Annotated in this window: 13 protein-coding genes and 1 pseudogene; 8 read left to right on the forward strand and 6 right to left on the reverse strand. The window is 57.9% G+C overall.

Annotated features, from left to right (window positions below):
• The first annotated feature begins 1 nt into the window (after position 1).
• Positions 2-652: a 16S rRNA (guanine(527)-N(7))-methyltransferase RsmG gene (rsmG, locus tag VSX42_RS08310; RefSeq protein WP_326503840.1), complete on the forward strand. Its 651-nt coding sequence runs from the start codon at positions 2-4 to the stop codon at positions 650-652.
• Between the two features lie 65 nt (positions 653-717).
• Here the strand turns inward: rsmG and VSX42_RS08315 are convergent, their stop codons facing one another.
• The gene (locus VSX42_RS08315) at positions 718-1,239 is read right to left on the reverse strand and encodes an N-acetyltransferase (protein ID WP_326503841.1); all 522 of its coding nucleotides are present in this window, start codon (positions 1,237-1,239) and stop codon (positions 718-720) included.
• A gap of 353 nt (positions 1,240-1,592) precedes the next feature.
• Here VSX42_RS08315 and VSX42_RS08320 point away from each other — a divergent pair, with 353 nt between their 5' ends.
• The 6 genes and pseudogenes from VSX42_RS08320 to VSX42_RS08340 all read left to right on the forward strand — a co-directional run bounded on the left by VSX42_RS08320 (position 1,593) and on the right by VSX42_RS08340 (position 6,001).
• Complete coding sequence (locus tag VSX42_RS08320; RefSeq protein ID WP_326503877.1) at positions 1,593-2,411, forward strand: ParA family protein; 819 nt, start codon at positions 1,593-1,595, stop codon at positions 2,409-2,411.
• 270 nt (positions 2,412-2,681) lie between these two features.
• Positions 2,682-3,791 carry a ParB/RepB/Spo0J family partition protein gene (locus tag VSX42_RS08325; RefSeq protein ID WP_326503842.1) on the forward strand — a complete coding sequence of 370 codons (1,110 nt, stop codon included), beginning with the start codon at positions 2,682-2,684 and terminating at the stop codon, positions 3,789-3,791.
• 438 nt (positions 3,792-4,229) lie between these two features.
• Positions 4,230-4,553: a hypothetical protein gene (locus tag VSX42_RS08330; protein WP_326503843.1), complete on the forward strand. Its 324-nt coding sequence runs from the start codon at positions 4,230-4,232 to the stop codon at positions 4,551-4,553.
• Positions 4,554-4,672: 119 nt separating this feature from the next.
• Positions 4,673-4,951 carry a hypothetical protein gene (locus VSX42_RS08335; protein ID WP_326503844.1) on the forward strand — a complete coding sequence of 93 codons (279 nt, stop codon included), beginning with the start codon at positions 4,673-4,675 and terminating at the stop codon, positions 4,949-4,951.
• 141 nt (positions 4,952-5,092) lie between these two features.
• A pseudogene (locus VSX42_RS10955) lies at positions 5,093-5,656 on the forward strand (hypothetical protein); the annotation flags it as partial.
• 24 nt (positions 5,657-5,680) lie between these two features.
• Positions 5,681-6,001, forward strand: a complete 321-nt coding sequence (locus VSX42_RS08340) for a hypothetical protein (RefSeq protein ID WP_326503845.1) — start codon at positions 5,681-5,683, stop codon at positions 5,999-6,001.
• Between the two features lie 88 nt (positions 6,002-6,089).
• Here the strand turns inward: VSX42_RS08340 and trxA are convergent, their stop codons facing one another.
• The 5 genes from trxA to VSX42_RS08365 form a co-directional block, all read right to left on the reverse strand.
• A complete protein-coding gene (trxA, locus tag VSX42_RS08345; protein ID WP_185173759.1) occupies positions 6,090-6,410 on the reverse strand; it encodes a thioredoxin in 321 nt (106 codons plus the stop codon).
• 35 nt (positions 6,411-6,445) lie between these two features.
• Complete coding sequence (gene trxB, locus VSX42_RS08350) at positions 6,446-7,483, reverse strand: thioredoxin-disulfide reductase (RefSeq protein WP_326503846.1); 1,038 nt, start codon at positions 7,481-7,483, stop codon at positions 6,446-6,448.
• A 94-nt stretch (positions 7,484-7,577) separates the two neighbouring features.
• Entirely contained in the window at positions 7,578-8,840 is a 1,263-nt protein-coding gene (locus VSX42_RS08355) for a serine/threonine protein kinase (protein ID WP_326503847.1), read from the reverse strand.
• A 49-nt stretch (positions 8,841-8,889) separates the two neighbouring features.
• Positions 8,890-10,572: a murein biosynthesis integral membrane protein MurJ gene (murJ, locus tag VSX42_RS08360; protein WP_326503848.1), complete on the reverse strand. Its 1,683-nt coding sequence runs from the start codon at positions 10,570-10,572 to the stop codon at positions 8,890-8,892.
• 24 nt (positions 10,573-10,596) lie between these two features.
• A complete protein-coding gene (locus VSX42_RS08365; RefSeq protein WP_135011314.1) occupies positions 10,597-11,100 on the reverse strand; it encodes an NUDIX domain-containing protein in 504 nt (167 codons plus the stop codon).
• Between the two features lie 92 nt (positions 11,101-11,192).
• Between VSX42_RS08365 and VSX42_RS08370 the strand changes: the two genes are divergently transcribed.
• Complete coding sequence (locus VSX42_RS08370) at positions 11,193-12,599, forward strand: CCA tRNA nucleotidyltransferase (RefSeq protein ID WP_326503849.1); 1,407 nt, start codon at positions 11,193-11,195, stop codon at positions 12,597-12,599.
• The last annotated feature ends 18 nt before the right edge of the window (positions 12,600-12,617 follow it).

Genomic DNA, 12,617 nt, shown 5'->3' on the forward strand with positions numbered 1-12,617 from the left:
CATGAGCGAAGCAACCACCGACCTTCCCGAACTGGCCGGCCCTACCCTGGTAGCTGCCGACCAGATCTTCGGTGACCGCCTGCCCCTGGCAGAACGCTACGTGGAGCACCTGGCTACCAGCGGCATCGAACGCGGCCTGATTGGCCCCCGCGAGGTTCCCCGCCTCTGGGAGCGCCACGTGCTCAACTGCGCCGTGGTTGAGGAGTTCATCGAGGACGGCGCCCGCGTCGCCGACGTGGGCTCAGGGGCGGGCCTTCCCGGCCTCTGCCTGGCCATTGCCCGCCCCGACCTCAAACTGACCCTCATCGAGCCCCTGGAGCGCCGCGTCATCTGGCTAGCTGAGGTTATGGACGACCTCGGGCTGGATAACGTCGAGATCCTGCGCTCCCGCGCTGAGCAGGCCGTGGGGCAGGTTGAGGCTGACTATGTGACCGCCCGCGCCGTTTCTGCCCTGGTAGGCCTGCTGGACATCACCCTGCCGATTCTGCGCGGCACCGGCCAGCTGCTAGCCCTCAAGGGCCGTAGCGCGGCTGACGAGATCACCAAGGCTAAGAAGAAGCTCAACAAGTACGGCGCTCGCGAGACCGAAATTCTGGTCGCTGGCGAGACCCTGCTCGAAGAGCCCACCACCGTGGTGCGAGTAAGCCTCTAGGCTTTAGACCAGGACGGCACAGCCCGGCTTCCCCGTAGAGGGAAGCCGGGCTTTTTATTTGGGACCTATCGGGGGTCTCTTCTGAAAATGAACTCGTAGTCTTGAGTGGAGCCGACCGTGAAATAGTAGTCACCAACGCGCTCAAAACCGTAGCGCTGGTAGAGGCGCTGGGCACCGTAGTTCTCAGACCAGACCCCCAGCCAGAGGGAACGGTCGGGGTGCTCGCGCTCCAGCCATTCCAGGGCTGTCTCCAGCAGTCTGGTGCCCACTCCTGAGCCCTGCTGGTCCGCTAAGACGTAGAGGCGTTTGAGTTCGCCGTCCTGGTCGCTGCAATCAGGGTGGGGGAGACCGGCAGGGCCTGCCATGACGTAGCCCAGCGGGCTGCCAGCGTCCGTATCTTCTGCCAGCCAGATAGCGGTGCGGAGGTCTGTGAGATGGGCGAGGTAGTTTTCGGCGGTGTAGGTGGTGGAGAGGTAGTGCTCTAGGTCTTCGGGTGGGTAGTAGTTGAAGGTCTGCGCATAGGTGGTGGCAGACAGGGTTGCTAGAGTCTGGGCATCGCGGGGGATGGCTCTGCGAATGGTGATCATGGTCAGTGATTATAGGGGTGTGCAAAGTGTTTCACGTGAAACATGGGTTTTTATCTGTAAAACAACTCAATTATGGTGTTTATTTTTCGATGTTTCGAGAGGTGGGGGAGAGCGGGTAACCTTAGATAAGCGAGACCACCACACCTACCGAGGGAGCATAGCCGGTGTCTACCATCTCCAATATCCCCGACTTTGGGCTGCCACCTGAACCCCAGGACGCCCTGGCCAAACCTGACCGAGGCTCACATGTTTCACGTGAAACACGCGAAAAATTGGAGCGCACTGACGCCGCGGCCGCCCAGAATAACCCCATCACTCAGCAGGCCCGCTCGGCCAAGCAGCAGTTTGAAGAGCTGGCCAGCGAGACCCTGAGCCGCCCCCGCGAAACCCGCATCTTCACCATCTCCAACCAGAAGGGTGGGGTGGGTAAAACATCAACAGCAGTCAACCTGGCTGCGGCGCTTGCCCTCAAAGGTATGAACGTGCTGGTTATCGACAACGACCCCCAGGGTAATGCCTCTACCGCGCTGGGCATAGAACACGGGGTGGAAGTTCCCTCTACCTACGATGTGTTGATCGACGACAAGCCCCTGGCAGATATTGTGCAGCCCTGCCCCGATGTCGAAAACCTCTGGTGTGCTCCAGCCAATATCGATCTTGCCGGAGCCGAGATCGAGCTGGTTTCTATGGTGGCTCGAGAGACCCGTTTGAAGACCGCTGTCTCTGATTATGCTGCTGCTCGAGAGGCTGCCGGACTGCCGCGTCTGGACTATATCTTTATCGACTGCCCACCCTCCCTGGGGCTGCTCACCATCAATGCCTTCTGTGCCGCCCGGGAAGTACTCATCCCCATTCAGTGTGAGTACTACGCCCTAGAGGGGCTGAGCCAGCTGCTCAAAAATATTGGCATGATTCAAAAGCACCTCAACTCTGAGCTGCACATCAGCACTATCTTGCTCACCATGTACGACGGCCGCACCAACCTCTCATCTCAGGTAGCTGACGAAGTGCGTGAACACTTCCCTGAGCAGGTGCTTGAAACCGCTATTCCCCGCTCTGTGCGCATCTCTGAATCTCCCAGCTACCAGCAAACCGTGATGAGCTATGACCCCGCATCACCCGGTGCCGTGGCCTATCTAAAGGCTGCTATGGAGATGGCAAAAAGAGTGTAAACACCATTTCTGCGATGTTTTAATAAATATCTAGAGAAAGGCAAAAGCAGGCTCGCAGCGAAGCTGCTGGCTCGGCGGCTGGCGTGAATCGCTTGTGAGCGTCAGCGAACCAGCGAGAGGGTCGGCAGCGAGCGTGAGCCTGCGTAGCCTTTCGAAAAAGCTCAGTAAGAATGACGGCGCCTTGTGCTTGAACAGGGCGCCGTTGGTCTATGCGGGGGAGTTGACTCCACTAGACTTGGGTGAGGAAAACTTTTGAGTACGGAGGTCAACGTGGCAGAGAAGAAACGCGGTCTAGGTCGTGGCTTGGGAGCTCTCATTCCAGAGAGCACTAAGCCCCCGGTGGAGCAGAAAAGCACCGAGTCGGTAGAGAGTGAACAGCTAGATCTGGGTCTAGGTGTAGAGGCTCCTGCCCCCGCCCAGAAGAGCGTTTCACGTGAAACATCAAAGAAGAAGCGGGCAGACATGGGAGCTGCCCTGCGCACCGCAACCGGTTCCCGGCGTCCTGTCGATTTCTTCTTTGGTGACGAGACTGCCGCCGCAGGCGATGGTCTGGTGCCTGTGCCCGGTGCTGATTTTGCTACCCTCAACGTCACCGATATCCACCCTAACCGTAAGCAGCCCCGTACCGACTTTGACGAGCACGATATGCAGGAGCTGGTGCATTCCATCAAGGAAATCGGCGTACTGCAGCCAATTGTTGTGCGCCCCAGCCGGGAGAGTGGCGCTGAAAAGTACGAACTTATTATGGGTGAGCGTCGCTGGCGCGCTACCCAGCGTGCGGGCCTGACCACTATTCCGGCGATTATTCGTGAGACCCAGGACGAAGACCTGCTGCGGGACGCCCTGCTAGAGAACCTGCACCGGTCGCAGCTTAATCCCATTGAAGAAGCTGCCGCCTACCAGCAGCTCTTGGAAGAGTTTGGAACCACCCAGGAGCAGCTGGCCCAGCGTATCGGTCGTTCTCGCCCGCAGATTTCAAATACTATCCGCCTGCTGAAGCTGCCTGCCCTGGTTCAGCGCCGGGTTGCTGCCGGTACCATCTCTTCAGGCCATGCCCGTGCCCTACTGGGACTGAAAAAGGCCGCTGACATTGAGACTCTGGCCCAGAAAATTGTCAATGAGGGTCTATCTGTGCGCGCCGTTGAAGAGCTCGTAGCTGCAGGATCTTCGGCAGAGCCCAAGTACACCAAGAAGAGCGCCAAGGTTCAGGATCACTCTGAACGACTGGACTATCTGGCAGATGCCCTCGCAGACAAGCTGGATACCAACGTCAAAATCAATCTGGGAGCCCGTAAGGGCAAGATGACCATTGAGTTCGCCTCGGTGGATGACCTCAATCGAATTCTTGACATCATTGATCCCAAGCTCAAGAAAAAGTAGGGGAGCGGCCAACTTGGACTGGTTAGCTTACCCATAAGACCTGGAATCGGCACCTGCTCCAAAAGCTGGTGCCGATTCTTTATGTTTCACGTGAAACATGGCGTATGTGGGTGTCCTTGAATGGAAATATAGATTTTTTGGGCTTGCGGAGAGATGAAAAAGCGCTGTGCGGCCGCCTGAGGGCCTTAAAGAGAGCTCGCCTTACTTGGACATCGGTTAAGTCGCGTGAGGCGTTGAGAGAGGCTTCTAGAGCTTCGATTTTTCTAGTAGGGACCAAAATTCTCCCGATTTCCTTGATGTGTGCGCATACGATTGGAACTAATCTGGTCACTTCTCGCGGGGATACTTTAGCTCCTCTCACTCGCAGTAACTATTGTGAGGGGGTTTTGGAGGAGGGGGGCTGTTCTATACTGGGGGTATCACAAGGAGGTGATAACGGTGAATTTTTTCTATGAATTTATTTCCTGGTTTGGCGTTTTGATTATTTACGGTTTGATGTTTCTTGCCTTTATTGTTATTGTGCGCCGTGTGATTATTAAAGAAAAGCCTAAAGCGGGAAAATCTAAAAATAAACCTACCGCTAGTAAGGGTAATATTTCCTCTGGTGGTAAATCGGTTGTGGGTGATAGTTTGGCCCAGCCTATGGAATTATACGGTTCTTCTTTTGCTCCCGGGCGGTCGGCAAGATTTGAAGCGCCCCAGACAAGCAGTCGGGAAAGCTCGTTGGTCCATAACTCTGGCAAGGACCCTCTGGAATCTTGAAAGTATCTCTCCAGGGTTTAATTATCGTAAATTCTAAGATTTTTTGCCGTTTCACGTGAAACATAACCCAATTTTCAAGCTGCCCTTTGTTGAATATATTATGTGTGGAGGTTGATAATATGTCTAAAAAATTATTTTTTATAGCTCTCTCCCTGTGGGTATTTGTTGCCTTTATTGAAGTATTTGTTTTTTCTCGTATGTTTACCTCATGCCCAACAAATCTAGATTCAATTTATGGCGATGCTGGGGTTTCTCTTATTCCGCTGGGGTATACCTGCACTTGGGATTCTTTCCCCCAGGGCGTAGTGGTGAAAAGTTACCCACCTCTATCAACTCTGCTGACGCCCCTGGTGCTTTTGTTGTGGGGGATTAGTCTTCTTGATAAGAAAAAGAAATAAGATTCTTGTAAAACCCATGGTGTGATACTTCAAAATATCTGTTGCCTGCATGCACCATCTGTTGCGTGTATGCAACAGATATTTTAGGGTGGGATATGTGGATATGCCTGAACTTATCCGTGAAGCAGCCAAACAGCTCGAAAAGCCGGTATAGCTCGCTCAACTTTGCTCCGCATAACCCAAGAAAAAACGGAGCCCACACCAGCGACCCTGCGCGAAATAGCACTAGCTCACGGGTATGATCTCACCTGCTCCCTCAAGCCAGCCTCAGACCCCTGGGCTGTTACTGCGGCTCGCTGTCTTCTCGACCCCACCCTGCCAGAAAACCTGCCCCAAACTCGTCCGGAAGTAGCCCAATGGTTAGCCCGCTATGAACGGTGGGGAATTACCCCAACCACCCCAGAAGCTCCCCTCGACCCTGAAAAAATTGCTGAAAAAATCGCTTCTTACGGAAACCTGACCCAGCGGCAGGGGGTGCTTTTCTATGCGCCAGCTCCTTCGATGTCGTCAGCTGAACTTGCCTTGCGTGTAGCTTCAGCAGGAGATCAAAGCAAAGCCTCCTGGGCTCTCTCCGGTGCCCCATTGCCTCGCACCTTTTGGGGAAGCAAGCTGTTTTGGCTCCCATTGTTCTCTGGGTGGCAGAAAACCTCGTTTCCCCCGTCCAGGGCATACTTGACTTGCACTCTCTTGGCTTTGGGGCATTAGCCCGCCAGATAACAAGCCAGTGGGGTGAAAACTAACCATGAGTCTCCCACCGCGCCGCATACATTGGGGCAGCTGATTTGGAATACTGCAGCCTTAGAAGGAAATGCTTTCACTCTGCCAGAAGTTATTACCCTGCTCGATGGAGTAACAGTGGGGGGTAAAAGCATTGAAGATGAGGAGCAAATTTTTGCCTTGAGTGAGGGCTACAACTTCGTTGCAGAGCATGTTGAGTCCGGAACATTTGAACTGACCCGGGAGTTCTCCAATCAGGTTCATGCCCTTGTTGCCCGGCATGAAGCTATCGAGAGCGGGCCCTTGCCTGCCTACTTTTGTTCCGCAGTCTGATGTCTCTGGCGGCCTTCTGTGGCCACAAACAAGCCCCTCAGTAGGAATCTGAGGGGCTTGTCAGGGGTGTCTGGAGAAGCAGCAAGGCCTACTTGAGGAACTCCGCAAACTCCTGCTCCAGGGCAGCCTTGGGCTTAGCGCCGACGGTCTGCTTGGCAACCTCGCCGTCCTTGAAGACGTAGATGGCGGGGATAGAAGTGATGCCGTACTTCATTGCGGTGGCGGGGTTGTTCTCAACGTCGAGCTTGAGCACCTTAACCTTGTCACCGTACTCTTCACCGAGCTGGTCGATGATGGGGCCGACCATGCGGCAGGGGCCGCACCATTCAGCCCAGAAATCGACGATGACGGGCTTGTCTGACTTCAGAACCTCGTCAGCAAAAGTAGCGTCAGTAACCTGCTGTGCCATGATAAATAACCTTTCGTAGAGGGGGTAGGGGAGGCCTAGAGAGCCTCAAGATAGTGCTGGGCATCCAGGGCCGCAACGCAGCCTGAACCGGCTGCGGTGATGGCCTGGCGGTAGGTGGGGTCGATGACGTCGCCTGCGGCAAAGACACCGGGAATAGAGGTGCGTGAAGAGCGGCCCTCTACAGCGATGGTGCCAGCTTCGGTGAGGTCCAGTTGGCCCTGCACCAGGGAGGTGCGGGGGTCCGAACCGATAGCAACGAAGACACCCTCAACATCCAGGGTGGTTTCCTCACCGGTCTTCACATTCGACAGGGTCAAGCCAGAGACCTTCTCGTCGCCGTCAATGGTCTTGACGACCGAATCCCAGATAACCTCAATCTTCTCGTGGGCCAGGGCGCGCTGAGTCATGATCTCAGAAGCGCGGAAGGAATCGCGGCGGTGGACCAGGTAGACCTTAGACGCAAAAGCGGTCAGGAACAGGGCTTCTTCGAGGGCGGAGTCGCCGCCGCCGATAACAGCCAGGGCCTTCTCTTTGAAGAAGAAACCGTCGCAAGTAGCGCACCAGGAGACGCCGTGGCCAGAGAGACGGGATTCGCCGTCCACCCCCAGCTTGCGGTACTCAGAACCGGTGGAAATAATGACGGTCTTCGCCAGGTGAACTGACCCGTCGGTCAGAATAACCTTCTTAACGTCACCGTCGAGCTCAACCTCGGCGACGTCCTCGTAGCGAATATCTGCGCCGAAACGCTCTGCCTGGGCGCCGATGTTGGTCATCAGCTCGGGGCCCTGAATACCGTTGATAAAGCCGGGGAAGTTCTCAACCTCGGTGGTGGTCATCAGGTCGCCGCCGGGGGAAATCGATGAGGCAAAGAGGACGGGCTTGAGGTTGGCGCGGGCGGTGTAGATGGCGGCTGTGTAGCCGGAGGGGCCTGAGCCAACAATGATGACGTTGTGAACGGTCTGGTCATCGTTCTGGGCAGTGGCGTCGGGGGCGGTAGTGGTGGCTGAGCCTGCCAGGTTGAGGCCGGCAGCGGCGGTGCCGCCGAAGAGGCCGCCGAGTGCGTTGTCGGTCATTGTTCTCCTTGGTATTGGTTTGGTGCGTTATGGGTATGAAACGGCGGGTGGGTGGGGTTTATTCCCAACCCACCCGCCGGCGGTAGAAGTGCTGTTACTTGACGGAAATTTCTGCCAGTCGCAGGCCGTAGACGTAGCCCGATACGATGGGCTGGCTTAGCTGCGGTGCGCTGGTGAACTGGATGATGATGTATTCGGTCTTGCCGTCCTGGGCTTCCTTGTTGAGCTGGACGGTGGTGTCGCCGGTGGCCGCAAAGCTACCGGAGCCGATTTCGGTGGCTCCCTCAATGGAAGCTGAGTCGTTGGAGTAGACGGTGAAAGCGCCGCCTACACCCGATACCTGGTTGATGGTGATGCTGTTGACGGTGGTTGCCTCGTCGAGCTTGGCTGAGAGGTAGAAGGAGTCGGTGAGGCCGCCGAAGTTAGCAGAACCGAAGGCCAGGGAGAGCCAGGTGGTAGAGGCGTTACCATCGGTCAGGTTGCCCAGCAGGGAGTCACTTTCTGCCATGAGGGTGGGAGCGGACGGCACCGTGCGGGTAAAGGTGCCCTCAATTTTAGGGGTGGGCAGAGAGGTTTCGCTGGGGGTTGCAGAGGCGGACGCGCTCGCTGAGGCGCTTGCCGAGGCACTGGCTGACGCGGTGGCTACGGCGGTGCCGTTGGCGTCGAGTACCTGCTTGGAGGCGTCAGAATCTACCATGCCGCCGAGGCTGGCAAAGACGGCTCCGGCGCCGATAACGAGCAGCAGGACGGCCGCAATACCAACGACCCACATACCACCGTTGCGTTCGGTGGGCTCGTCACCCTCGTAGTAGCCCTCTTCTTCGGCGTCGTATTCTTCGAACTCGTCGGTGGGTTCTTCTTCTACGGTGGAGAGATTACGGGTAGCTGAGATGGAGGTTGCACTTGCTACCGCTGCGGCACCTGCTGCCGCGCCGGCGTCCTGACTCTTGCCAGCAGGCTTTTCCTTAGCCACCACGTAGGTGTTGGGGGCAGCCATGGAGCCTGTATCACCAAAGATTTCTTCGCCGAACTCTTCGGCAGAGTTACTCTCACCCTCGGTCAGCAGCATATCGAGCAGGGTGTCGGGGCGGGAGTGGGAGGTGACCAGGTAGGTGTGCTCGCTGTGGTTGCCCAAATCGAGCACCTGCACGGCGGAGCGTGAAAATGAACTGGAGTTACGGGCGTTGGTGACCAGCAGGCGGCTGTGGTCGGGAGCGGCCACAACGATGGAGACCTTGCGGCCGAGTACCGTATCAAGGCCGTCGAGCACGGTGTCGCCGCTGGCTGTGTCGAGCAGGTGCGCGGTGACTTTGTAGCGATCTCCCAGCAGGGTGTTGAGGGGAATCTGCTGTGTCAAGTGGGGCCTCCCGTAGCGAATGGGTGAGTGATTGGTTAGGTTACTGAGTTTACCCTCTGTGGCGGGCGGCGGGGCGGCGCATGCCGATTTTCGCCATAATCGGGTTGATGAGGGTGTCGAGTTCGCGCACGCGGAAGAGCATGAGCATGGCGTAGTAGGCAATGGCCATGACGATGCCGCCCGCAAGGACAGTGATGAAGGCACTGCCGCGTGAGGCCCAGGCGAAGCCGTCGAAGGTGTAGCCGCCCAGCAGGTAGAGGGCTGCGGCGCCGGCCAGACCTGCGCCGATAGAGGCGAAGGAGACGCGGGCATGGGTTGAGATGAGCTCACGCACCCCGTAGTCGCCGAGGCGGCGGGCAAGGACGCGGTGGCTTAGGTAGACCGCCAGCACGTTCTGCAGGGCGTAGGTGAGAGCCAGGCCGTAGATGATGTGCTGGGGGGCTAGCCGGGAGGCGATGAAGCCCATGGCCACGATGACCACCGCCGAGAAGAGCTGAATGTAGAAGGGGGTTTTGGCGTCTTCTTGGGAGTAGAAGACACGGCCCATCATGAAGGCGATGGTGAGGAAGGGCCCGCCCAGGGCGATGACAGCGATGGTCTGGCCGATTACAGCGCCTGCTTGCTGGGATCCGCCGCCGAAGATCATGCCGATGGGCCCGGCAAAGACGATGAGGGCTACGGCGCAGAAGATGGTGGCGATAGAGGCGGTACGCAGGCCGGACGAGAGCGCGGTAGCTACCGAGGTACGGTCGTCGTCCTGAGAGGCGGCCGACATACGGTTGAAGAGCACCGTGGCGATGGAGAGGCCAATGACGCCGTGGGGCAGGGAGTAGAGCATGGAAGAGTAATTCAGGGCCTGCACACCGGGAATTTGCACGCCCATGGCCAGGAAGTCCTCGCGGGCACCGACAACACCTGCCGCTACCTTAGCCAGGTAGAGGAAGGCTAGATTGGAGATGACGCCGGTGGCCAGCGTCCACCCCGCTAGGTTGGCTGCGGTGCCCAGACCGATGCCGCGCCAACCAAACTTGGGGCGTAGTTTCAGGCCCACCTTGCGCAGGGGGATAAAGAGAATCAGGGCCTGCAGGGCCACACCCAGAGTCGCTGAACCGGCCAGCACCAGGGTCTGGACGGACGTCCAGCTCTCCAGGTTGTGGAAAGGCGGGTTGGTGGTGACGTCCTGGGGGCCAAAGGCCATGATGAAAACGACCAGGGCGGCGATAGCCACCACGTTGTTGAGGACGGGGGCCCACATATACCAGCCGAAGGCCCCTCGGGCATTCAGCACCTGGCCCAGCACCGTGTAGAGGCCGTAGAAGAAGATCTGGGGCAGGCACCAGAGGGCGAAAATCCAGCCGAAGTGCTGCTGCTCGGGCGTCCACTTACTGCCCATGACCGCAATGATGGGCCATGAGAAAAGCAGAACCACAGCGGTCACCGCGGCGATACCGCTGACCGCCAGCGTTACCAGGCGTGAGACGTAGTCTGAGCCGCCGTCATCGTGCTTAGCTGCCTTGATAATCTGCGGCACCAGCACGGCATTAAAAATACCGCCAGCCACCAGCACATAAATCAGATTGGGCAGGGTGTTAGCGGTTTCAAAAATATCGCCCACGGTGGTTGTAGCACCGAGAGCAACAGTAATCAGGAAGGTTTTAACGAAGCCGAGAACCCTCGAAACGAGCGTACCAGCGGCCATAATCGCGCTGGATAAAGCACCGGAACGTGCCACGGGAATCCTTATCTACTCAGTCAGCTAGGAGAGCTGGTGAATGATGTACTCACGGGCAATCTCAGCGATGCGCCGCTCATTGGGGAACGAGAGCCTACGCCCCAAATCGTCAATATTGACCCAGGCGACGTCAACCGCCTCGTGGTCAGGGTCGTTCTCGGTGGTGAGCTCGCCACCGGTTGCGGAGAACAAGAAGTGGTGAACCGTCTTATGCACGCGGTGCCCCGAAACGTTGAACCAGTAGTCAATGGACCCCAGCGAGGTAATCACATCGCCAGAGATGCCGGTTTCTTCTTCAATTTCGCGGGCCGCAGCGGCCGCCTTGGACTCGTCCCCCTCGGGGTGGCCCTTGGGCAGGCACCATTCCAGACGCCCGCCACGGTTGATGCGGGCGATGATGGCAACGGGTAGGTTGCGGTCGTCAAAGTTGACGATGACGCCGCCTGCAGAGACCTCCTCAACCGTGGGCATGGCAGCAACGGGCGTGAAAGCCCGCTTCTTTGGTGCCCGGGGAATAGGAAAAGTCATGTCTCTACCTTAACCGATAGAGAGGGGTGATGTTTTAAAAGTTAAGGGTGTAAGTGGTAACTTATGCGGTTTGCTGGCACGATTGAAGGGTTATGGCGCATGTTTTTGATACTTCCCTCATTCACCCGGTAGCACTTGAGGCGGGCGAGTTATTTGCCCGCGCTGGCTTCGAGCTGGCCCTGGTGGGCGGGCCCGTCCGTGACCTGTTTTTGGGGGAAACCTCGGTAGATTTGGACTTCACTACCAACGCCACTCCCGATGAAACCCTGGCTGTGGTGGACGGCTGGGCCGACGCTACCTGGGAGATTGGCAAGGAGTACGGCACCATCGGCATCCGCAAGGGCAATGAGATGGTTGAAATCACCACCTACCGTGCTGAAAAGTACGACCCTGATTCCCGTAAGCCGGTCGTTGCCTTCGGTACAGATTTGAAGGAAGATCTCTTCCGCCGCGACTTCACCATCAACTCGATGGCCCTGCGCCTGCCCTCTCTTGAACTGGTTGACCCCTTTGGGGGCCAGGAGGATTTGCAGAAGGGCATTATTCGCACCCCCGGCACCCCGCAGGCGTCCTTTTCTGACGACCCGCTGCGCATGATGCGCGCTGCCCGCTTCGCCTCCCGCCTGGATATTGACCTGGCTCCCGAGGTTTTTGAGGCCATGGTCGATATGGCCGACCGCATTCAGATTATTTCTGCTGAGCGCGTGCGTGATGAGCTGGTCAAGCTCATCTGCGGTACCGCCCCCCGCCGCGGTGTTGACCTGCTTGTGGAGTCGGGGCTGGCGTCCTTTGTTTTGCCCGAAATCCCGGCGCTCAAGCTGGAGGTCGACGAGCACCACCGCCACAAGGACGTCTACCATCACTCTCTGACCGTCATGGAGCAGGCTGCCGCCCTCGAAACCGACGCGGACGGAGCTGTGCCCGGCCCCGACTTCATCCTGCGCTTTGCCGCCCTCATGCACGATATCGGTAAGCCCGCCACCCGCAAGTTCGAGAGCAACGGGGCTGTGAGCTTCCTGCACCACGACGTGGTGGGGGCTAAGCTCACCAAGAAGCGCATGCGCGAACTGCGCTTCGATAACGACACCATCAAGGCCGTTGCCCGCCTGGTAGAGCTCCACATGCGCTTCTATGGCTACGGGGACGCCGGCTGGTCAGATTCTGCGGTGCGCCGCTACGTACGTGACGCCGGGGACCTGCTGGAGCGCCTGCACCGGCTGACCCGGGCGGACGTCACCACCCGCAACAAGCGCAAGGCCAACCGCATCGCGTCCGCCTATGACGACCTAGAGCGTCGCATCGCAGAGCTGGCCGAGCAGGAGGAGCTGGACGCTATCCGCCCCGATTTGGACGGTGAAGAAATCATGGCGATTCTGGGTATCAAGCCCGGCCCTCGGGTGGGGCAGGCCTACAAGTTCCTGCTCAACCTGCGCCTGGACGAAGGCGCCCTGGGCAAAGAAGAAGCGACGGCCCGCCTGCTGGAGTGGAGTAAAAAGTAAGTCCAGAAACCTGGGTAT

The organism is Rothia nasimurium (assembly GCF_035916755.1).
Classification (GTDB): Bacteria; Actinomycetota; Actinomycetes; order Actinomycetales; family Micrococcaceae; genus Rothia.

Bases quoted from the DNA above. Each gene is read 5' to 3' on its own strand.
- rsmG (WP_326503840.1), top strand. From the start codon at position 2: ATGAGCGAAGCAACCACCGACCTTCCCGAACTGGCCGGCCCTACCCTG.
- VSX42_RS08315 (WP_326503841.1), bottom strand. From the start codon at position 1,239: ATGATCACCATTCGCAGAGCCATCCCCCGCGATGCCCAGACTCTAGCA.
- VSX42_RS08365 (WP_135011314.1), bottom strand. From the start codon at position 11,100: ATGACTTTTCCTATTCCCCGGGCACCAAAGAAGCGGGCTTTCACGCCC.
- VSX42_RS08335 (WP_326503844.1), top strand. From the start codon at position 4,673: ATGTCTAAAAAATTATTTTTTATAGCTCTCTCCCTGTGGGTATTTGTT.
- trxB (WP_326503846.1), bottom strand. From the start codon at position 7,483: ATGACCGACAACGCACTCGGCGGCCTCTTCGGCGGCACCGCCGCTGCC.
- trxA (WP_185173759.1), bottom strand. From the start codon at position 6,410: ATGGCACAGCAGGTTACTGACGCTACTTTTGCTGACGAGGTTCTGAAG.
- VSX42_RS08370 (WP_326503849.1), top strand. From the start codon at position 11,193: ATGGCGCATGTTTTTGATACTTCCCTCATTCACCCGGTAGCACTTGAG.